Below are 19922 nucleotides of genomic sequence, written 5' to 3' on the forward strand. Positions count from 1 at the left end.
GTCTGGTCATATAGTAATCGGATCATCTCAACAGTGATAGTTCCCCGCTCGCTGTCAGCTTGTTCCTTTTTGTCCTGTGGTCGCAAAGTGGCCGCTAGTTGCTTGCCTGCGATCTGAAGTGCAATCGTAGATAAGCCTACACCCCTGGGGCCGCTTAGTAAAAGTGACTGTGGGAGGTCTTTGATACTAAGATCGAGTTGTTCCCGGGAAGTAGGATGAATTACTAGCTTCATGAATAGATTGTTTTTGGAAACTCCGCTGTGAATTCTTTCGGCACTGGTGCGATAAACGTTTGTCGGTTGCTTGGTGGTATAGTAACCTCAAGCTTAGCGGCGTGAAGATAAAGGCGGTCTGCGGCTTTACCATATACCCGGTCACCATGAACCGGTGCTCCTAGGTAGCTCATGTGAACGCGTAGCTGGTGAGTACGGCCTGTCACCGGACGAAGTTCTACAAGGCTTTTTGTATCGGTCGTAGCAAGCACAGTGTAGCTCGTGACGGCTGCTTTACCTTTCGCATCAACCCTAAACGTACTTGGGGCTGATGGATTACGTGCAATCGGCAGGTCAATTTTAGCTTCGGGATTTTTAAGTATTCCATCGACAACGGCAAGGTATGTTTTTTTCGTTTTTCGATCAGCAAATTGTTTTTGTAGTAACGTTGCTGTTTCCGGGTTGCGGGCACCGATAATAATGCCGCTTGTGTCGCGGTCCAGGCGGTGTATAATACCTGGACGGTTCGTATCGAGTCCTACGGTCGTATATCGTCTAAAGAAGTCAGCAACGGTAAATTCGTCGTTTAACGCACCTTTGGCGTGGGTTAAGACACCGATGGGTTTATTGACGACAATGACGTTATCATCTAGATAGATGATCGGAAGTTCATCTGCACTGTAGTCTGTTGCTTCCGGAATGGAAATGACAATCGAGTCTGTTTCGAGTACATCTTGCTTTGGCGATAGTACTACTTCCCCATTTACGCTTACATGGCCAGCTTTGACATGTTTTTGCCATGTACTACGGGAAATATCTGGAAAGCGTTCAGGTAGGATACTGTCTAATCGCTGTTTGAGTGATTTTGCGACAAATAGATACACTTCCTTGCCCTTAAATGGTAAGGCGTATGTCGTAATGTGATCATTTGGATTTTGAAGAACTTCGCCATTAGCATCTTGTTTATCGGTGCGGATTTGCTCGAGAACATAGTCAGTGTCGTCTTCAGCTGCGTCATCAAACAATACATAAAATTGTTGTTTATTAAAGCGAAACGAAATAAGCGTGTTTTTAGGATTAGGATTTGAAAACCTGACCTGTTCTATATGGCGAGGTACGTTATCTTCATCGGCTAATTTATAGCGCCTTAAAATAGCTAGAATATCACCGCTTGATACTTTGACCATTAGTTTCCTCTCGGTCGAAGCCCAATGGCTTGTTGAGTGCGAAGGAGCGTTGCGTTAGCCGTAACATTCATCGCCGCTTCTGATGATTCTAGTTTAGCTAAAATAGCGTTGTCATCGACGTTTGTCAGGTTTGACTGGAAGTTAACTAAAAATTCCTTTACTTCATCGGCAACGATCTTTTTAAAATCACCATATCTAGTTTGACCTTCAAACTCGCCGATAGTTTGCTGTAAATCACCGCCGCGTAGGAGCGTAAGGATCTCAAGAAGATTACTAATACCCGGTTGGTTAGTACGGTCAAAATGGATTTCAGCTCTGTCATCCGTTGTAGCCGACATAACTTTTTTAGCTGCAACTTCAGGATCGTCACCTAGAAAGATAACGCCTTTGCCAATTTCGTCAGACTTACTCATCTTTTTAGCTGGGTCTACGAGGTCTTTAATACGAAGCCCTTGGTCTTTGCCGAAGAATTCGTGCTGGTCTTTGACTGCTTCGGGAATGGCGAATACATCGCCAAATCGGTTATTGATACGCTCGGCAATATCACGCGCAAATTCGAGGTGTTGTGTTTGGTCATCGCCGACAGGTACGTATTTGGTGTTGTAGAGCAAAATATCCGCAGCCATAAGAATTGGGTAATTGAATAAACCAACACTCGTACGCTCGCTACCGACTGTAGCTGACTTATCTTTAAACTGTGTCATACGATTCATCTCACCAAAACCGGTGAAACAGTCCAAAATCCAGGTAAGTTCGCTATGTGCAGGTACATGACTTTGGCGATACAGATAAATACTGTCGTTATCAAGCGGAAGTCCTGCCGCAGTAAATAGACGTGCGTTATGAAGGATTTGATCATAAAGCGTGCTGTGATCAATCGGTGTCGTAAAACTATGAAGATCTGGAATAAACATGTTAACCTGATATTCGTCAGATCGTTTTTTTGCCATGTCAATCATTGGCAAAATAGCACCGAAATAGTTGCCAATAGTTAGGTCGTTATTAGCACGAAGTCCAGTTAGAATTGTAGGCTTTGTCATATCTTCTCCTATTATACCTTAATTTGGTCTGCTTTATCTGTTATTGGGCCAAATTGGTACGTGTTTATAAATAAAAAACCGTCGTATGTGACGGTTTCATCGATGTATTTTAGAGGGTGTTTTAAAAAACACGGAACAAACCGTCACAAAAAGTTCGGCTTTGCCAGCTTTTTTGTATGGTGGTTTGCTTCGTCATAACGCTACAATATCAAATACCGATTGAACGCGCAATAGCTATTCTTGGCTTTTCGAGCCGTCCGTAACGTCAGAAATTCTGCCCATAACATCATCTTTTACGGTCGTTGCTTCATCTTGAAGTCGTGAAACGGCAGAGGTTGCTTCATCCTTAAGCCCCGCAAGGTCGCCAACAGCGCCCCCTACGGTGTCAGTTATTTCTGTTTTGATGTCGTTTAGCTCTTTTGCAACACCAAGTAAGTCGTCGAATAATCCCATATATCTATTTTACCGTATAATGTGGCTTTTGTAGACGAGACATAACGTATAGACTGACCATACCCATACCTAGGATTAGTGATGTTAGCCCAACGATAACATTAACAATTGGAATAATGAATAAGACGACGACCATTGCAGCGCCTACGAGCATGGTCCAGATAGCGTTATCCGTGTGTTTTCGCAGTAAGAGTCGCCCTAAATAGTAGGCAAACATCGGGCCGCTTAGCACAAGAAGCAAGATCCATACTAACCCTAGTAGTAGAGCGAGGGGCATACCAATGAATGTCAGCGCAAGGAGGACTAACAGAATAGGCACAGCGAGCAGAGCAAAAATACCAAGGAGGATAGACATGCCTAGGCGCTTAATACCCGTAATACCGACCGCATGTACTTGTTGCGGGGCAATAAGTACTATTCCTAGAGATAGTATGGCAAATGCAAGAAGCATATAGATAAACGAGGAAATAGTTGCGGCGTTTGAATCGGCTGCAGCAGCGTCATCTTCTTTTTTGGTGTATTTTACTTCACCCTTTACACTGCCCTCTGCAATCGAAGCTTCGTTTTGGCTTGTGTAGCGAACCCAACCTGCAACAGATGCCTCTTCATTAATAGTAAGGTTTTCGCTAGCGACACCAACGTCGCGCCCTATGATACCTAGGATAGAAACAGTATTTCCACCGATGGTGACATCGCGACCTACTTTACCGTCAACAGTGACGCTGTTGCTCGCACCATTAAGGTCGCGTCCAATTATAGCGGTCTTAGCGACGTCTACAACTTCACCAAAAACAGTTACGTTGCGAGAGGTTATTCCGTCGATTGTGACCGTTTGGCCCGCCACGCGTACGTCGCCATCGACATTTCCGGCAATTTTTATAGTTTGCGCGGCACAAAATACATCGCCTTCAATCGTTCCGGTGACAAAAACGGTCTTTCCGGCACAATACAGATCACCTTTTACAGTACCTGCGATCGTCACGGTGTCGCCTGACGTGTAGTAAGCCCCGTTAACGACTTTTGATCGTTCTAGAGTGACATTATCACCACCTTTGTAGTTAACGTTTGAGCTCGTCGCTGATACGCCCGCCGTTAGGAGTAGACCTGCGGACAGCGTAGCTATGATAACCGCGATAATTTTTTTCATATGTCCCCCTTTAGATACTTTTATTATATACCCTTATGGTTGGCTTAGTAAAAACTCAAACAAAAACCGCCCTGTACGGGCGGTGTGTTGTACGTAATCTGTAGATTAACGTTTTGAGTATTGTTCGCGTTTACGAGCTGAACGAAGACCATATTTCTTGCGTTCTTTTTCGCGTGGATCGCGGCGTAGGAACTCAGCCTTTTTAAGCGTTGAACGTAAGTCTGCGTGACCAACAGTCAATGCTTTTGCAATAGCTAATTTGATCGCGTCAACTTGACCAGCAAGTCCGCCGCCCTTAACTTTAACAGTGATGTCAAAGTCTTTTTGCTTGTTCACGAGAGCCAAAGGATCTGTGATTTCAGCAAGAAGGGTTTTGTTACCTGAAAGGTAGTCGGCAGCTGGTTTTTCGTTAATAGTCACCGTTCCTTTGCCTGCGTACAGACGTGCGCGGGCAGTAGCGGCTTTACGACGACCAAGACCGTAGAAGTATTTTCCTTCAGCCATGATTATTTAACCTCAACTTTCTCTGGAGTCTGAGCAGTGTGAGCGTGGTCGCTACCTGCAAAGATTTTCAGACGTTTCATGCGCTCAGGTGAAAGCTTGTTTTTAGGAAGCATTCCCTTAACCGCAGCTTCGATGATTCGTTCTGGGTACTTTTCACGTACTTCAGCAAGAGTTGCATCCTTGATACCACCTGGAAAACCAGAGTGACGGTAGTAGATCTTACCAGTTTCTTTGTCACCAGTTACAACTGTGTCCTTAGCGTTGATAACAACAACGTAGTCGCCGCCATCAATGTGAGGTGTGTAGTTTGGTTTGTATTTACCGATAAGGTATTTAGCAATCTGTGTCGCTGTACGACCAAGTGGAGCTTCTGACGCGTCGATAAGAATCCAACGGCGGTTAACTTCGCTTGGCTTTTGTGAATACGTTTTTGCGTTTACAACAGCCATTATGCTTTCACCTCCTCTTTAGGAGCGGCTTTTAGCTCATCAACAAATTCAATTGTTGCCATCTGAGTACCGTCACCTACACGAATGCGTGTGCGGGTAACTCGGACGTGACCACTATTGCGGCCAGTAAGCTGAGGTGCAATTTCGTCCACTAGTTTGAATGCAGCTGCCTGGGTAGACAATGCAGCAATCACTTGGCGGCGGTTATGTAGATCACCTTTTTTAGCCTTGGTAATTAATTTTTCTATGTAACGCACTAGCTCTTTGGCCTTTGGTAGCGTTGTTTCAATTTTGCCGTGTTCGACAAGACTGGTCGCTAGACCTTTTAAGAGTGCGCGGCGCTGGTCGCGTTCGCGACTAAACTTGCGCCCTTTGTAACCATGTCGATGCATTAGAGTTCAAGCTCCGCTAGTTTATCCTTAACCTCATCAAGTGCTTTTGAACCAAAGCCCTTTAGTTCGCGTAGATCTTGTTCGCTAAGCGTAACAAGATCGTGAACCGTACGGATGTCGTTGTTGATCAACGCATTCGCCGTACGAGCAGTTAGGTTAAGTTCTTCGATTGATGTGTTTAGTTCGCTAACTTCATCTTCGTCGTCTTGACCAAGAGCAGGAGCAGCTTCAACGGTAGTTGAACCAGCAAGTGCCGTGTATTGGTTAACGAGAATAGCTGCAGCTTCTTCGAAAGCTTCACGTGGGCTCAAAGAACCGTCAGTTTCAACCGTAAGAAGAAGTTTATCAAGGTTAGTTTCTTGACCAACACGAGTGTTGTCAACTTTGTAGCGAACACGTAGAACTGGGCTGAATACAGCGTCTAGAGCGATCATATCGCTGTGAAGACGTGATTCGCTTGCATCTTCGATAGTACGATACCCGCGACCAGCTTCGACAACAAGGTCGATAAGCACTGATTTTTTAGGGTCATCAATAGTTGCAATAACCTGTTCAGGGTTAATTACTTCTACGTCGGCAGTTGTCTTGATGTCACCAGCGGTAACGACACCTGCACCTTTTTTCTCAAGACGAAGTTCAACGGGCTGATCAGTATGAACCTTTAGGCGAATGCTTTTAAGGTTTAACATGATGTCGACAACGTCTTCTTTTACACCTGGAATAGTTGTAAATTCGTGAGTCGCACCTTCTAGACGGAAAGCAACAATTGCTGCACCTTCGATACTTGAAAGAAGCACACGGCGTAAGCTATTACCGAGAGTATTGCCGTAGCCGGCGTGCAAAGGTTCAATCGAAAAGGTTGCGCTTGACGCGCTGTGTTCGTCGATGTTGGCCAAAGCTGGGTTGTGAATTACTTTTGACATATTATATCTCCTTGCCCTTACCGTGAGTAGTACTCAACAATTAACTGCTCATTAATGTCTGCTTCGGCTTCTTCACGCTTTGGAAGTCCTGTGATTTCAATCTTCATCTTCTTCGCATCGGTTTTTAACCAGCTAAGAGGACTTTGGACTGAATCCTTAACGACGTCATCAAGTTGTGAGAAGTATCCAGATTTGGTGCTTTTTGGTCGGACAACGATTACGTCACCAGCTTTAACGCGGATTGACGGAATGTCGACACGGCGGTCGTTTAGCATAAAGTGTCCGTGGCCAACGAGTTGACGTGCGGCACGGCGGCTAGTTGCAAAACCAGCGCGGTACACTGCGTTATCAAGACGAAGTTCAAGAAGTTGAAGTAGGTTTTCACCTGCTAGACCTTCCTTACGGCGACTTGCTTCGTTCATGAGGCGTGCGAACTGCTTTTCAAGCAGACCGTACGTACGACGAACTTTTTGCTTTTCACGTAGCTGCGTAGAGTAAAGACTAGCTTTACCTTGGCGGCCATGTGCATGCTGACCTGGAATACCAGATTTTTTAGCCATGATTTTGTGTGCTTTAGGGTGAAGCGCGTAACCTTCGCGGCGGCTTTGCTTCACAATAGGAGAAGTATCTCGTGCCATAGATTAAGCCCTTCGTGCCTTACGTGGACGAACACCACCATGTGGTACGCCAGTCACGTCTTTAATACTATCAACGGTAATTTCGAAGTTTGCCATTGCGCGAACGGCTGCATCACGACCTAGACCAACGCCTTTGACGAAAACGTCAACAGTGTTAAGTCCGTGAAGTGTCTTAACAGCTTCTGCGGCTTTTTCGGCAGCGATTTGCGCAGCGTATGCTGTGCCTTTTTTGCTACCACGAAAACCACATGCGCCTGCGCTACTTGCGGTCAATTTATTACCTTTTTTGTCTGTGAACGTCACAATAGTGTTATTGAACGTTGCTTGGATATGCAACTGACCCGAGGAGACTACTCGGCGCTGTTTTTTTCGTGTTGTCGTTTTAACTTCTGCCATAATATATAATCTCCTTTCTACGTCTTAGACGCGGCCTTCTTTTGCGTTCCGCCTACTGCGACAGCTTTACCCTTACGAGTTCGTGCATTCGTTCGAGTGCGCTGTCCATTAACGGGGAGTCCTGCTTTGTGTCGTAAACCACGATACGCATTGACGTCCTTTAAACGCTTAATGTTATTAGTTACCAAGCGCTGTAGGTCGCCTTCTACGGTATAATCTGCATCGATTATTTCGCGTAGACGTTGTTCTTCAGCCTCGGTGAGATCTTTCACCCGAGTGGTCGGCTCAACTTTTGCCGCCGCAAGGATGGTCGATGCAAATTTTGGACCGATGCCGTAAATATACGTCAATGCGATCTGAACTTGCTTTTCTGATGGGATTACTACCCCAGCAATTCGAGCCATGCTTAACCCTGCCTTTGCTTATTCTTAGGTTTTTTCTTGTTGATGACGCGTAGTCGGCCTTTACGGCGAACTAGTTGATCATCGGGACTGATTTTTTTGACACTCGCACGAACTTTCATGAGCGTTAAAACTCCAGCTTTCCGTTAAATTTAATCTCGCAAGCGGAAGGTGATTCTACCCTTAGTAAGATCGTAAGGGGTCATCTCAACTTCTACTCTGTCGTTCGGTACCAGACGAATATAGTGCTTGCGCATTTTACCCGATATATGACACAGAACCCTATGACCGTTTTCAAGTTCTACCATGAATTGAGTATTAGGCAGTGCTTCCACCACCTTTCCCTGCATCTTAATTACTTCCTTTAAACTAGCCATAGATAACAGTAGTAGATTATACACGAAATCATTAAGCGCCGCAAGTGCTTTTTAGAAAATCTCCACGAAGTGCTGTGGAACTAATTTGATATTAACTATTGTAGCTGATTATGCGCTGACGTCAATATGTTAGGCGATTAAACCGTCTGCACGTTCCTTTGACGGTCTCTCCCTACTGGTAGTCGTCGTACGTGACCATAAGAGCACGTGAGTTGATCTGACGAAGCGTCTCGAGCCCTACAGAGACCACGATGAGCAGTCCGGTACCACCGATGGCAAGATTGGCTGCATTAATACCAAATTGGGCAAAAATATACTCGGCACCAAATGGCATGACAGCGATAAGTCCAAGCGCGATTGATCCGAACAGAATTAAACGGTTAACTGTTCGCGAAAGGTACTTTTCGGTTTGGATACCAGGACGGACGCCTTCGACGAATCCACCTTGCTTTTGCAGGTTTTCAGATATTTCATTTGCGTTAAAGACAATTCCCGTATAGAAGTACGTAAATAGGATAACAAGGACAAAGTAGCTAGCCGGGTAAATGATAGCGCTGAGCGTGTCGCCCGTAAATGCACCTGGCTGCGGAGCTTGGAACCATGCGATAAGGTTATTAGCAATTTCAAGGTAGGCGGGATTACCCGTGGCTTTAAGCACTTGTCCCAGGAATGCTGGAAGTGACAAGAATGCTACGGCAAAGATCACGGGGATCACACCGGCAGCAATCAGCTTAACCGGCAGGATGCTTTTGACGCCACCATAACTACTGTTACCTTGCACACGCTTGGCGTAGTTGACGGTAATGACTCGTTGGGCCTCGTTAATCTTTACGAGTATATATAACACTAGTAACGATACCAGCGCCACGGCGAGTACTACCCAGAACGCCAGCGGATTAACGGGAATGTCGAACCAGCCAAAGACACTCAGCGCGCCTTTTGACGTATCGAATAGGGAGCTTGTAATCGTTGCGAGGGTTGATGGTAGCTGGCTAATAATACCAGCGAAAATCACAAGGCTAATACCGTTTCCGATGCCCTGTTCAGTGATAAGCTCACCCAGCCACATAAGGAGGATCGATCCAGCGGTCATAGCGGTTACGGCGACGATCCATTCAATTGGCGTCGGGTCAGATAGACCCGTACTGTTACCGGCAAGGACGGTTTGGCGAAGGATGTAAATAAACGCGATAGACTGCACGATAGCAAGCGGTACGCTAAGCATACGCGTCCACTGGTTAATCTTGCGGCGGCCTGATTCACCATCTTTGTGAAGTTCTTCAAGCTTTGGAATTGCTTTGGTAAGAAGTTGCGTGATAATTGATGCCGTAATGAACGGGCTCATTCCAACAAGGACGATCGAGAATTGCGCAAGCGCTCCACCCGAGAGGAGGTTTAGGAATCCACCAAAATCACTTCCGCCAATAACGCTGTTAATAACTTCTTTTAGCTGCGTTGGTTCAGCGAGTGGCACCGGAATGTGTGCAAGCAGACGATATGCGACAATGATACCTATAACGATAAGCAGACGTTTCTGCATATCTTTGTTCTTGAATGATCGGAAGATCGTTTTCCAGTTCATGAATTTTTTTCTACCCTCTTCTGTAATTAGCCTGTAGCTGTTGTTACTCCACGGAGTACACTATATTTAGTATACCCCGAAAAATACAGCAGTTTTATTTTTTGTCTGCTTTTTCTGCTTCTGCCGTGCTCTTTTTGAGTGGAGTTGCAGTTTTTGTAAAAGTTCCGCCGGCTTTTGTAATAGCTTCTCGGACACTTTTACTTGCGCCTTGGACCTTTAGGGTTACTTTTTCAGTTAACTCGCCACGTGCGATTACTTTTACTGTTTGGAACGGTGTAGCAATGTAACCCGCTTCAAATAGTGTAAAGTTATCAGCCGTTTTGCCTTTGAAAGCGTTAAGGTGATCTAGGTAGACAACCTGTGCTGGAGTTCGAAGGCTCTTGAATCCACGGGCTTTTGGTACGGCTTGCACAAGTGCACGCTGACCACCCTGGAACATGACACCTAGTTTCTTACCAGTACGAGATCCCTGACCTTTTGTACCACGACCGGCAGTTTTACCTTGACCAGCAGCGATACCACGACCGACACGTTTTTTGGTTTTGCTTGCGCTAACCTGGAGTTCGTTGTATTTCATTACTTAGCCTCCTCTTCCGTAGCTGCTTTTTTAGCAGTAGGTTTTTTGGTAGGAGCGTTTAGCCACTGGTCTTTTGGAACGAGTGTCTTCAAAGCTTCGATGGTTGCGTAGGCAATGTTCACCTTGTTCGTAGATCCTAGGGATTTAGAAAGAAGGTTACGGATACCGGTAACCCCGATGATTGAACGGACAACACCACCAGCGATAGTACCGGTACCAGGAGCAGCAGGCATAAGAAGCACTTGCGCGCCTGAAAACTTAACTTCAACGTCGTGTGGGATGGTGTCGTTAGCTATTGGAACGGTAATCATGTTCTTTTTAGCGACATCAGTTGCTTTAGCGATAGCTGTCTGAACGTCAGCACCCTTGGCAACACCAACACCAACTTTAGCTTTGCGATCACCAACGACCACAAGAGCCTTGAAGCGGAAACGTCGTCCACCCTTTACGACACGTGCAACACGGTCGATGTTGATAACTAGTTCTTCAAATTGCTTTGGCTCTGCAGGAGCTTGGTCACGACGGTTGTCGCGGCGGCCTGGTGCTGCTCCACGAGGAGCGCGAGCGTTAGTAGTAGCTTGTTCAGCCATATTAGAACTCCAATCCTTCTTTACGAGCAGCATCTGCAAGTGCGTTTAGACGGCCAGCGTACTGGCGTCCGTTGCGGTCAAATACAACTGCGTTAATCTTTGCTTTCTTTGCTTTCTTTGCAATATCTGCACCAACTTGGGCAGCTTTTTCAGCCATAGAACCGGTCATTTTCGTACCAACAGTGGTGCTAGCAACTAGCGTGTGCTGTTTTACGTCGTCAATGATCTGAGCGTTGATGTGCTTGTTGCTGATTGTTACCGTAAGGCGTGGACGCTCGGCAGAACCAGATACTTTACTACGTACGCGGTTTTTACGTAACGATTTGTTGAGTAGTTTTTTTGCTAGATTACTCATTGCTACTTACCAGCCTTTCCTGCCTTACGAAGAATAACTTCGTCAGCATATTTAATACCTTTACCTTTGTAAGGTTCAGGTTTTTTAAGCGAACGGATTTCAGCAGCGACTTGGCCAACCTGTTGTTTGTCGATGCCGTTGACTGTAATAGTCATCTTTTCAACAGTAAGGTTGACGCCTTCAGGCGCTGTGTATTTCACAGGGTGAGAAAAACCAAGGCTCATTTCGATAGCCTGGCCGCCACCGTTTATACGAAAACCGACACCGTTTACTTCAAGTTTCTTTTCGAAACCTTTAGTAACACCGTCGACGGCGTTATTTAGTAATGCACGCTGCAACCCGTGTTGGGCTTTGGCGATGCGTTCGTCATCCTTGCGGGTAACGATTGCTTGTGTACCTTCTAGGGTCACAGTAACGTCGCTCAGATGTGGTACGGTCAGTTCGCCTTTAGGGCCTTTGACTGTAATAACATCTGAGTCGACCGTGATTGTCACACCTGCAGGTACGTCAATTGGTAGTTTTCCGATTCGACTCATATTTGCTCCTTAATTTTTCCTAGTATACCTTAAGTAGTAATTCACCACCAAGGCGTTGCTTAACTGCTTCGTGACCAGTAATCACACCTTTTGAGGTACTGATTAGTACAAGGCCACGGCCGCTTTTAACGCGTGGGATATCGTTACTGCCGACGTAAACACGACGACCAGGTTTACTCAGACGAGTAATCTCGGTAATTGTGCTGTTTTCGCCAGGTTTGTTGATAGTAATAACCAGCGTGTCGCGTGGTTTGCCTGCTTCGATTTTTACATCTGCAAGGTATTTGTTCTTTTTAAGTTGCTGGGCAACTGTTACCTTCAATTTGCTTGATGGAACACGAACTTCTGCTTTGCCAACCATAGCCGCGTTTCGAATGCGGGTAAGAAGGTCGGCAATTGGGTCAGTTGATTGTAATGACATATGTAATTCCTTTCCTTCTTACCAACTACTCTTCGTGACGCCTGGGATTTCACCCTTTGAGGCTTTTTCACGGAAGTTAATACGGTTTAGTCCAAATCGACGCATGTAAGCACGTGGCCGACCAGATAATACATCCCGGTTCTTCCAGCGGCTTGGGCTACTGTTCTTTGGAAGTGCCTGTAGGCCTTCTAGGTCACCGACTTCTTTTAGTTCAGCGCGCTTTGCGGCAAACTTCAGAATCATTTTCTTGCGTTTTTCGTCGCGAGCGATCATAGATTTCTTAGCCATTAGCGTGCGCCTCCTTCTTTCTCAAACGGCATACCAAATTTCTCTAGTAATGCACGGCTGTGAGCAACATCTTCGTTACGAATAGCGAACGTTACCTGTAGGCCGTGTAGAACCTGCGTTTCTTCGAATGTTAACTCTGGGAAGATTGATTGCTCAACCAAACCTAGATTATAGTTTCCACCCTTGTCAAACTTAGCTGATACACCGTGGAAGTCACGAACACGTGGAAGTGATACGTTGACTAAACGGTCGAGGAATTCGTACATTCTGCTACCGCGTAGTGTCACGCTAATACCAACACGGTTCATACCGGCACGGATTTTAAAACCTGCAATAGATTTTTTAGCCATACGGTCAACTGGTGATTGACCAGTAACCTTGGTTAGTGTGTTGCGGACAGCTTCGTAGTAACGTTTGTCGTCTTTGTTCTTGCCGATACCAACGCTTACCACGATTTTCTCGAGTTTTGGTACTTGATGTACGTTACCGAGTTTCAATTCGGCTTGGAGTTCTTTGACATAAGTATCCTTATATAAAGCTTTCAAGCGAGGAGTTGCGTTAGTAGTAGCTGTAGTTTTAGCCATTACTTGATCTCCTTATTTTTTAGCTGACGAGCAAGGCGAACCTTGGTACCGTCGGCGTTCTTGATGTAACCAACACGACTAGTCTTGCTGGTTTTTTCGTCAACAACAAGCGCTAGTTTATGGAGTGGAGTTGGAGTATGAATATCCTTAGATCCACCACGTGGGTTAAGCTGGCTTGGTTTAACGTGGCGGTGTTTTGTACCGACACCTTCGATAAGCGCACTGTTCTTTTTCGTAAGAACAGAAAGTACCTTACCTGTCGTTCCCTTTTTGCTTCCAGAGATGATCTTTACGATGTCATCTTTTTGAATACGACGTGCCATATTAGAGTACCTCCGGAGCTAGGCTGATGATCTTCGCATAGCCCATGTCACGTAGTTCACGTGGCACAGGTCCAAAGACACGAGTAGCCTTAGGGTTTTTATCATCGCCAATAATTACTGCAGCGTTATCGTCAAAAGCGATAGTGCTGCCGTCTTTACGCTGAATTTGGTCGCGTGTGCGAACAATCACAGCTTTAACGACTGATTTACGTTTCACAGTACCAGTTGGGTTCGCTTGCTTTACGGTAGCGACGATAACGTCACCGACACGAGCATAACGACGCCTAGTACCGCCAAGAACACGGATACAAAGGATTTCCTTTGCGCCCGAGTTGTCGGTTACCTTTAGACGGGTTTCTTGCTGAATCATAACTAAGCCTTCACCTCGTCATCTTTTAGTTCAATTGAACCGTGAGACTTTTCAAGAATCTTGTCTAGTTTAAAGCTTTTACGCTTTGAAACGGGACGAGTTTCGCTAATTGTTACTAAATCACCCTTTTTAGCGTCATTGTCTTCATCATGAGCGGCGTATTTGCGGCTAACAGTATATTGTTTGCCATAAATAGGATGCGTTTCACGACTAGTTACAGTGACGGTGATGGTTTTGTTTGCCACATCCGATGTGACAGTACCGGTCAATGTCTTGGCCATATTATTTACTCTCCTCTGCCGCGTCAAGTTCAGCTGCTCGGATAGCAGTATGAAGACGAGCGATTTCTTTACGTGTGGCAGTGATGACCCTAGGGTTAGCTAGTTCACCTGCAGCATGACCACGTTTTGCTTCAAGCATATCAGCTTGCTTGGTAGCGAGCTCAGCTTGGAGTGTTTCGATAGTCTTCACTTCAGTTGCCTTCTTGGTTGTTTTCGTGTCAGCCATAGTATTAGGCCTCCTCTCGCTTGATAAAGCGGGTCTTTACTGGAAGTTTGTGACCGGCAAGACGCATTGCCTCGCGGGCTACTTCTTCGGTAACACCCTTCATTTCAAACAATACGGTGCCAGCTTTTACCTTAGCGACGAAGAATTCAGGGTTACCTTTACCGCTACCCATTTTCACGTCCTGTGGCTTGCGCGTAACAGGGGTGTGTGGGAAAATGCGAATCCAGATTTTACCACCACGTTTGATGTAACGTGTCATTGCCTGACGAGAAGACTCGATCTGACGACTGGTAATTCGTTCGTTTGTCTGGCTTTGGAGTGCGTAATCACCAAAAGCGATGTAGTTGCCACGAGTAGCAACGCCGTCGTTTTTACCTTTGCGAACTTTTCGATATTTGGTTTTCTTTGGAAGTAACATTATCGATCAGCCCTTTCACCCTTGTAAATCCAAACTTTCACACCAACGATACCAGCACCAGGGAGTGCGGCACGCGCAACGTGGAAATCAATGTCAGCACGGAGCGTGTGAAGAGGGACTGAACCCTCAATCACCTTTTCTGTACGAGCCATTTCTGCGTTGTTTAGACGGCCGGCAACCTGGATACGAATACCCTTGGCGCCTGCAGCCATAGTGTTTTGCGCAGTCATCTTGATTGCACGACGGAAATTAATACGGCGTTCAAGCTGACGGGCAATGTTTTCAGCAACAAGCTTTGCAGCAAGTTCCGGACGCTTTACTTCTTCGATGTTAATACGAACTGGTAGGCTAGCGATCTTTTCGATACCTGCTTTTAGTTCCGTAACACCTGCACCACCACGACCAATCACAACACCAGCTTTTGCTGTGTGAATAGTAATAGTGATAAGGTTTGCCGAACGTTCAATCTCAATACGATTGATTGTAGGGCGAGACGCGAACTTCTTTTCGATCAGTTCGCGAATGTGAATGTCTTCCGCAAGCCACTTGGCAAAATCACGCTTACCGGCGAACCAGCGTGAATCCCAGTTCTTGTGAACCTGGAGGCGGAAGCTAATTGGGTTTACTTTTTGGCCCATATTACTTGCTCTCCTTCTTTTCAGGTTTGTCAGCAACTACAGCTGCTGGCTTCTTCTTAGGTTTTACATCACCGGTTACTTCAACCAAGATGTTTGCAGATTTCTTCTGGAATGGAAGTGCACGTCCGCGGCTAGCTGGCTTGAATCGCTTCAAACGTGTGCCTGCAGTAACTGATAGTGTCGAGATAGCAAGTGTTTTGCCGTCTAGACCGTGTGTGTTAACTGCATTCGCCTTTGCGCTTTCGATTGCCTTTTTAACAGGCAATGCTGCGCGTTTTGGAACGTGTTCTAGGATAACAAGTGCGTCGGCTACGGTGCGTCCACGAACTAGGCTAGCAACCAGGCTAACTTTACGTGGAGTCTGGTCAACACCTTTAGCGTAGGCACGAATGGTTTGTTGTTCAGCCATTACTTCTTATCCTTTCCACCGTGCTTGCGGAATTTACGAGTTGGGCTAAACTCACCGAGTTTGTGACCAACCATATTTTCCGAAACAAGAACTGGAACATGTACTTTACCGTTATGAACAGCGATCGTACGTCCTACCATCTCTGGGGTGATCGTGCTTGCACGAGCCCAGGTTTTGATAATAGTACGGTCTGTCGATCCAAGCGCCGCCACTTTTTTAGCGAGCTTGAAGTCGATGAATGGTCCCTTTTTAAGTGATCGACTCATATACTACTTCTTCCTCTTACCTTCATGGCGACTTTTAACGATTAACTTACTGACATCTTTACGACGACGAGTACGGTATCCAAGTGTCAACTGACCCCAAGGTGTCTTAGGCGTACGGCCAATACCGTGAGCACCACCGTCACCACCACCGTGCGGGTGATCGACAGCGTTCATGGCAATACCACGAACAGATGGACGAATACCCTTACGACGGTTACGACCAGCCGAACCGATTTTAACGTTTTGGTGCTGAACGTTACCAACAATACCGATAGCGGCAGTTGCTTCTAGGCGGAATCGACGGACTTCGCCAGATGGCAAACGCACTTGAGCGTGGTCGCCTTCTTTAGCCATCAGCTGAGCTTTTGTTCCAGCCGAACGAACCATTTGCGCACCTTTTCCTGGGTAAATTTCGATCGCGTAGATCTGTGAACCAACAGGAATTTTAGATAGTGGCATACGGTTACTTGTTTCAATTGGCGCATCTTCACCGCTGGTGATAGTCTTACCCTTAATCATTTGCGTGTCAGCAAGGATGTAATGGTAAAGACCGTGCTGGTCTTTGATACGAGCAATACGAGCTGAACGGTTAGGGTCATACTCGATTTCCTCGACTGTCGCAACTGTACCAGGCGCAAGTTTATGGTTCATCAGACGGTAGTGTCGTTTAACACCACCACCACGGTGACGAACGGTGATGCGACCAGTGTTGTTACGGCCAGCATTTTGCTTTTTGCTCTTGACGAGACTTTTTAGGGGTTTACGAGTGGTAATTTCACTGTAGTCCTCTGTTGTCATGCCTCGACGAGCAGGAGTAGTTGGGTTGTAAGCTTTAATTGGCATTACTTCTTCTCCTCTTCTGCTGGCTGTTGTTCAAATACTTGGATACTATTACCTTCAGCTAGAGTGACGTAAGCTTTTTTAGAGTCTTTACGTGTTGTCTTGCCTGGGTAGCGGTTTTTACCGCGGCTAAAGCGAATTGCTTTACCATTTTGTACTAGTGTTTTGATACCAGTTACTTTTACTTCAAATTGAGTTTCCACCGCAGCAATAATCTCTTGTTTATTAGCTGTTAGCGGAACATTAAATACGTAAACATTGTTCGAGATGCTTTGGGCATAAGCTTTCTCGGTTGCGCGTGGGATAACACTAATAGATGTCATATTACGCCTCCTCCTTCACGAGCCAGTTTTTGATTGTCTCGAGTGATTTAGGGGCAATAACGATCTTGTCAGCGTTAAGGATATAGTAAACACTCAGGTAAGTTGACCTGGTAAGTAGAACATTCTGGATGTTGCTAGTTGCTCGGATCAGCTCTGGTGTCTTCTCGTCAACAACAACTAGTACCTTGCGGTCAAATTTATTGTCGGCCAAGAATTTTACTACTTCGCTTGTTTTACCGGTGGTCTTGATGTCTTTGACGACAATCTTGCCGGCTTTTTCAGCTAGAGTCAGTGCTTGTTTTAGTGCAACACGTTTACTGGTTGTACTAAGTCGCTTTGTGTAGTTTTCGTTGCCGCGTGGACCAAATACGACACCACCACCGCGCCAGATTGGGTTTCGTGATGAACCGAATCGTGCACGACCTGTGCCTTTTTGCTTCCATGGCTTTTTACCACCACCGCGGACTTCACCACGTTGTTTCGTGGTTGCGCTTGCAAGACGGTTGTTCGCAAGGAACGAATCATACGCTAGGCGTAATAGTTCGTGGTTTTGCACTTCGACTGCGAAGACTTCCTTAGGCAGGGTAGTTTTAGCAGCTGGTTTTGTAATCTCAGCCATTATGCTTTCCCTCCGATGATAATCAGACCTTTTTTCGGACCAGGCACAGCGCCCTTTAGACCGATAAGATGGTTAACCGCATCAACGTACGCCACTTCAAGGTTTTGAACAGTAACGCGGTCGTGGCCCATACGGCCAGCCATGCGTTTACCCTTAAAGACCTTCTGTGGATACATTGATCCAATAGAACCCGGTTTACGAACGTTTCCGTTACCACCGTGAGTCGATTTACTGGTATTAAAGTTATGTCGTTTTACCGTACCGGCAAAACCTTTACCCTTGCTTGTTCCAGTCGCGTCTACGACATCGCCTAGTTCAAACTGGTTTACGTCGATCGTGTCACCTACCTTTAGACCTTCAGGTAGTTCTGTAACACGAAATTCCCGAATATGTTTCGGGGTCACTTTAGCTGGACTTGTGTGTCCAGCAACGGCCTTGCTCAGGTTCTTACCCTCACCATATGCCACCTGTACTGCGTTATAGCCGTCGGATTCGACAGACTTGACCTGAGTCACAGTAACGGGGCCAGCTTGAATTAACGTCACAGGAATTGCGCGTCCATCCTCACTAATGATTTGGGTCATACCAATTTTGGTACCGAGAAGTGCTTTCACTATACTCTTGCTCCCACTTAAAATTCTTGGTGGAAGGCAGTATCTGATCTGTCAGACTTACCAATTCACCAAGAACGAGTTGTTATTACGTAATAAGTTACCTCCCGAATATACCACAGATATAGGGGTGAGTCAACTATTTATGACATATTAGAACAACCTTAAATAGTATTGTGAGAACTTAAGATATGTTGCATAAAATTTGTAGAACATTTATAATTAATAGTGCTCTCAGTGGGAGAGTAGACATATCCGAGCGAACAGGAGCACTTCGTGCAGAACACCCAGCCTTACAACGGCATGCCCGGCGACGCGATGAGCGAACTCATCTGGCGGAAGAGCCAGCGCAGTGGCCCCAACGGCAACTGCGTCGAGGTGGCCAAACTGCCTGACGGCAACGTTGCGATGCGCAACTCGCGCTTCGTCGGCGGCCCGGCGCTCGTCTTCACCAAGGCTGAAATCGAGGCCTTCCTCGGTGGCGTCCACGACGGCGAGTTCGACGACCTCGCCTGATCTCACCTGAGACGCCCCCGGTGGGTGTCGGGAGTCGAGGGCTAACACAGCCTCTCCTCCCGGCATCTGCCGGTCTCACCATATTATTGATCACAGATATTAATTTGATTTTACAAAGAAGAGACCTACGGCATTGTTCGGTAAGCGGCCATTGCCGTTTTTAATTTGCCTAATAGCGTTTTAAGCTGCGTCGCCTGTTGTTCCGACGCTTTTACAACCGTTCCTTGCACGGCCTGTAGCCGTTTGATTGTACCCTCGTAATTTGCCTTATTGTGTTCTTTGTCGGCAGTAATTAACTCTTGCCAGGCTGTTTTATATGCGGTAGATGAAGTGATTAGGCTGTTCTTTAGTTCTATTGAACTAGCCGATACCTTAAGTGGCGGCAGTTTTGATACGATCGTCGTCCATATTTCTAATTGTTTTGCAGGATCGGTCGGATCTGTTGCCTTTGCTTGGTTCATAATGAGCGCCAGCGCTTGATCGTCCTTAACGCTATCAGCGATATTTTGATTTGCTGTCTTTACCTCGTCTAATTTTTGACGGGAAGCTTGACACTCTTCTTTAGCTTTAGTAAGGTTGTATACGACATTACTTTTTTGATCTTTACATAACGCGGCTTGGGTCTGTGTAAGTACCTGGCTTAATTGATCAAATGCGCCTACGCGCTCTTTTGATGCAATTTCCTTAGCGGCCAATTTCGTATTAAGTGTCTTGAGCGCATCGGACACTGTTGTTTGCTGAACCTGAATACTCTTAGTCGCACCTGTTTCGGTAGATTTCATTATCCAATACACGCCACCAGCAACGAGGATGATAAGGGCTGCTACGATCAATAGCTTTTTTCTATTTGCTCGTTTAAGTATTTTCATATTAAAGTCCTAACCTTGATGAGCTTAGCTCACTGTTAAGCGGCCAGGGGTTAAACTTACACCCTTGCAGGTCAATCGACTGCTGCTGCATGACTGGTGCTAATTGGCCCGCACCGCCACAGCTAGCATGGCTATGGCCCAACCAATGTCCAGTTTCGTGG

General features: G+C 46.1%; 36 protein-coding genes. 1 reads left to right on the forward strand and 35 read right to left on the reverse strand.

Annotated features, from left to right (window positions below):
- The 34 genes from VK497_00090 to rplC form a co-directional block, all read right to left on the reverse strand.
- Nucleotides 1-233 (reverse strand): hypothetical protein (locus VK497_00090; GenBank protein HMI08784.1); only part of this gene is annotated, 233 nt, incomplete at its 3' end.
- Nucleotides 230-1399, reverse strand: a complete 1170-nt coding sequence (locus tag VK497_00095) for an RluA family pseudouridine synthase (protein HMI08785.1) — start codon at nucleotides 1397-1399, stop codon at nucleotides 230-232. The genes VK497_00090 and VK497_00095, both read right to left, overlap by 4 nt.
- The gene (gene trpS / locus VK497_00100) at nucleotides 1399-2439 is read right to left on the reverse strand and encodes a tryptophan--tRNA ligase (GenBank protein HMI08786.1); all 1041 of its coding nucleotides are present in this window, start codon (nucleotides 2437-2439) and stop codon (nucleotides 1399-1401) included. Before trpS ends, VK497_00095 begins: the two co-directional genes overlap by 1 nt.
- 234 nt (nucleotides 2440-2673) lie before the next feature.
- Complete coding sequence (locus VK497_00105) at nucleotides 2674-2892, reverse strand: hypothetical protein (protein HMI08787.1); 219 nt, start codon at nucleotides 2890-2892, stop codon at nucleotides 2674-2676.
- A gap of 4 nt (nucleotides 2893-2896) precedes the next feature.
- Nucleotides 2897-4039 carry a polymer-forming cytoskeletal protein gene (locus tag VK497_00110; protein HMI08788.1) on the reverse strand — a complete coding sequence of 381 codons (1143 nt, stop codon included), beginning with the start codon at nucleotides 4037-4039 and terminating at the stop codon, nucleotides 2897-2899.
- 105 nt (nucleotides 4040-4144) lie between these two features.
- Nucleotides 4145-4543 (reverse strand): 30S ribosomal protein S9, encoded by a 399-nt coding sequence (rpsI, locus tag VK497_00115; protein ID HMI08789.1) that lies wholly within the window; start codon nucleotides 4541-4543, stop codon nucleotides 4145-4147.
- 2 nt (nucleotides 4544-4545) lie between these two features.
- Nucleotides 4546-4992 carry a 50S ribosomal protein L13 gene (gene rplM / locus VK497_00120; protein ID HMI08790.1) on the reverse strand — a complete coding sequence of 149 codons (447 nt, stop codon included), beginning with the start codon at nucleotides 4990-4992 and terminating at the stop codon, nucleotides 4546-4548.
- Entirely contained in the window at nucleotides 4992-5384 is a 393-nt protein-coding gene (rplQ, locus tag VK497_00125) for a 50S ribosomal protein L17 (GenBank protein HMI08791.1), read from the reverse strand. The genes rplM and rplQ overlap by 1 nt, the downstream gene beginning before the upstream one ends.
- Nucleotides 5384-6307: a DNA-directed RNA polymerase subunit alpha gene (locus VK497_00130; GenBank protein ID HMI08792.1), complete on the reverse strand. Its 924-nt coding sequence runs from the start codon at nucleotides 6305-6307 to the stop codon at nucleotides 5384-5386. The genes rplQ and VK497_00130 overlap by 1 nt, the downstream gene beginning before the upstream one ends.
- 17 nt (nucleotides 6308-6324) lie before the next feature.
- The gene (rpsD, locus tag VK497_00135; GenBank protein ID HMI08793.1) at nucleotides 6325-6945 is read right to left on the reverse strand and encodes a 30S ribosomal protein S4; all 621 of its coding nucleotides are present in this window, start codon (nucleotides 6943-6945) and stop codon (nucleotides 6325-6327) included.
- Nucleotides 6946-6948: 3 nt separating this feature from the next.
- Entirely contained in the window at nucleotides 6949-7341 is a 393-nt protein-coding gene (gene rpsK / locus VK497_00140; GenBank protein ID HMI08794.1) for a 30S ribosomal protein S11, read from the reverse strand.
- 17 nt (nucleotides 7342-7358) lie between these two features.
- Nucleotides 7359-7745: a 30S ribosomal protein S13 gene (gene rpsM / locus VK497_00145; protein HMI08795.1), complete on the reverse strand. Its 387-nt coding sequence runs from the start codon at nucleotides 7743-7745 to the stop codon at nucleotides 7359-7361.
- A 2-nt stretch (nucleotides 7746-7747) separates the two neighbouring features.
- On the reverse strand, nucleotides 7748-7864 hold the full coding sequence (gene rpmJ, locus VK497_00150; GenBank protein HMI08796.1) for a 50S ribosomal protein L36: 117 nt from the start codon (nucleotides 7862-7864) through the stop codon (nucleotides 7748-7750).
- Nucleotides 7865-7894: 30 nt separating this feature from the next.
- A complete protein-coding gene (infA, locus tag VK497_00155) occupies nucleotides 7895-8119 on the reverse strand; it encodes a translation initiation factor IF-1 (GenBank protein HMI08797.1) in 225 nt (74 codons plus the stop codon).
- A gap of 172 nt (nucleotides 8120-8291) precedes the next feature.
- On the reverse strand, nucleotides 8292-9701 hold the full coding sequence (secY, locus tag VK497_00160) for a preprotein translocase subunit SecY (protein ID HMI08798.1): 1410 nt from the start codon (nucleotides 9699-9701) through the stop codon (nucleotides 8292-8294).
- Nucleotides 9702-9795: 94 nt separating this feature from the next.
- Nucleotides 9796-10278: a 50S ribosomal protein L15 gene (rplO, locus tag VK497_00165; protein ID HMI08799.1), complete on the reverse strand. Its 483-nt coding sequence runs from the start codon at nucleotides 10276-10278 to the stop codon at nucleotides 9796-9798.
- A complete protein-coding gene (gene rpsE, locus VK497_00170) occupies nucleotides 10278-10868 on the reverse strand; it encodes a 30S ribosomal protein S5 (GenBank protein ID HMI08800.1) in 591 nt (196 codons plus the stop codon). Before rpsE ends, rplO begins: the two co-directional genes overlap by 1 nt.
- A 1-nt stretch (nucleotide 10869) precedes the next feature.
- On the reverse strand, nucleotides 10870-11223 hold the full coding sequence (gene rplR, locus VK497_00175; protein HMI08801.1) for a 50S ribosomal protein L18: 354 nt from the start codon (nucleotides 11221-11223) through the stop codon (nucleotides 10870-10872).
- A 2-nt stretch (nucleotides 11224-11225) separates the two neighbouring features.
- Complete coding sequence (gene rplF, locus VK497_00180) at nucleotides 11226-11759, reverse strand: 50S ribosomal protein L6 (GenBank protein HMI08802.1); 534 nt, start codon at nucleotides 11757-11759, stop codon at nucleotides 11226-11228.
- 19 nt (nucleotides 11760-11778) lie between these two features.
- The gene (gene rpsH / locus VK497_00185) at nucleotides 11779-12180 is read right to left on the reverse strand and encodes a 30S ribosomal protein S8 (protein ID HMI08803.1); all 402 of its coding nucleotides are present in this window, start codon (nucleotides 12178-12180) and stop codon (nucleotides 11779-11781) included.
- An 18-nt stretch (nucleotides 12181-12198) separates the two neighbouring features.
- Complete coding sequence (rpsN, locus tag VK497_00190) at nucleotides 12199-12468, reverse strand: 30S ribosomal protein S14 (GenBank protein ID HMI08804.1); 270 nt, start codon at nucleotides 12466-12468, stop codon at nucleotides 12199-12201.
- Nucleotides 12468-13052, reverse strand: coding sequence for a 50S ribosomal protein L5 (gene rplE / locus VK497_00195; protein ID HMI08805.1), 585 nt, complete (start codon nucleotides 13050-13052; stop codon nucleotides 12468-12470). Before rplE ends, rpsN begins: the two co-directional genes overlap by 1 nt.
- Nucleotides 13052-13375, reverse strand: coding sequence for a 50S ribosomal protein L24 (rplX, locus tag VK497_00200; GenBank protein ID HMI08806.1), 324 nt, complete (start codon nucleotides 13373-13375; stop codon nucleotides 13052-13054). The genes rplE and rplX overlap by 1 nt, the downstream gene beginning before the upstream one ends.
- A gap of 1 nt (nucleotide 13376) precedes the next feature.
- On the reverse strand, nucleotides 13377-13745 hold the full coding sequence (gene rplN, locus VK497_00205) for a 50S ribosomal protein L14 (GenBank protein ID HMI08807.1): 369 nt from the start codon (nucleotides 13743-13745) through the stop codon (nucleotides 13377-13379).
- Nucleotides 13746-13747: 2 nt separating this feature from the next.
- Nucleotides 13748-14026: a 30S ribosomal protein S17 gene (gene rpsQ, locus VK497_00210; protein HMI08808.1), complete on the reverse strand. Its 279-nt coding sequence runs from the start codon at nucleotides 14024-14026 to the stop codon at nucleotides 13748-13750.
- Nucleotide 14027: 1 nt separating this feature from the next.
- Nucleotides 14028-14252 (reverse strand): 50S ribosomal protein L29, encoded by a 225-nt coding sequence (gene rpmC, locus VK497_00215; protein ID HMI08809.1) that lies wholly within the window; start codon nucleotides 14250-14252, stop codon nucleotides 14028-14030.
- 4 nt (nucleotides 14253-14256) lie between these two features.
- Entirely contained in the window at nucleotides 14257-14670 is a 414-nt protein-coding gene (gene rplP, locus VK497_00220; GenBank protein HMI08810.1) for a 50S ribosomal protein L16, read from the reverse strand.
- On the reverse strand, nucleotides 14670-15308 hold the full coding sequence (gene rpsC / locus VK497_00225; GenBank protein HMI08811.1) for a 30S ribosomal protein S3: 639 nt from the start codon (nucleotides 15306-15308) through the stop codon (nucleotides 14670-14672). Before rpsC ends, rplP begins: the two co-directional genes overlap by 1 nt.
- Before the next feature lies 1 nt (nucleotide 15309).
- Complete coding sequence (gene rplV, locus VK497_00230) at nucleotides 15310-15717, reverse strand: 50S ribosomal protein L22 (protein ID HMI08812.1); 408 nt, start codon at nucleotides 15715-15717, stop codon at nucleotides 15310-15312.
- Entirely contained in the window at nucleotides 15717-15983 is a 267-nt protein-coding gene (gene rpsS, locus VK497_00235; protein HMI08813.1) for a 30S ribosomal protein S19, read from the reverse strand. The genes rplV and rpsS overlap by 1 nt, the downstream gene beginning before the upstream one ends.
- Before the next feature lie 3 nt (nucleotides 15984-15986).
- Complete coding sequence (gene rplB, locus VK497_00240; protein ID HMI08814.1) at nucleotides 15987-16826, reverse strand: 50S ribosomal protein L2; 840 nt, start codon at nucleotides 16824-16826, stop codon at nucleotides 15987-15989.
- Nucleotides 16826-17146: a 50S ribosomal protein L23 gene (locus VK497_00245; protein ID HMI08815.1), complete on the reverse strand. Its 321-nt coding sequence runs from the start codon at nucleotides 17144-17146 to the stop codon at nucleotides 16826-16828. The genes rplB and VK497_00245 overlap by 1 nt, the downstream gene beginning before the upstream one ends.
- A 1-nt stretch (nucleotide 17147) precedes the next feature.
- Nucleotides 17148-17765, reverse strand: a complete 618-nt coding sequence (gene rplD, locus VK497_00250; GenBank protein ID HMI08816.1) for a 50S ribosomal protein L4 — start codon at nucleotides 17763-17765, stop codon at nucleotides 17148-17150.
- Complete coding sequence (rplC, locus tag VK497_00255) at nucleotides 17765-18379, reverse strand: 50S ribosomal protein L3 (protein ID HMI08817.1); 615 nt, start codon at nucleotides 18377-18379, stop codon at nucleotides 17765-17767. Before rplC ends, rplD begins: the two co-directional genes overlap by 1 nt.
- Nucleotides 18380-18652: 273 nt before the next feature.
- Between rplC and VK497_00260 the strand changes: the two genes are divergently transcribed.
- Nucleotides 18653-18892 (forward strand): DUF397 domain-containing protein, encoded by a 240-nt coding sequence (locus VK497_00260; protein HMI08818.1) that lies wholly within the window; start codon nucleotides 18653-18655, stop codon nucleotides 18890-18892.
- Between the two features lie 125 nt (nucleotides 18893-19017).
- Here the strand turns inward: VK497_00260 and VK497_00265 are convergent, their stop codons facing one another.
- A complete protein-coding gene (locus VK497_00265; GenBank protein HMI08819.1) occupies nucleotides 19018-19761 on the reverse strand; it encodes a hypothetical protein in 744 nt (247 codons plus the stop codon).
- Nucleotides 19762-19922 lie beyond the last annotated feature (161 nt).

This window comes from Candidatus Saccharimonadales bacterium, assembly GCA_035317825.1.
In the GTDB taxonomy this organism is placed as follows: domain Bacteria; phylum Patescibacteriota; class Saccharimonadia; order Saccharimonadales; family Saccharimonadaceae; genus DATHGB01.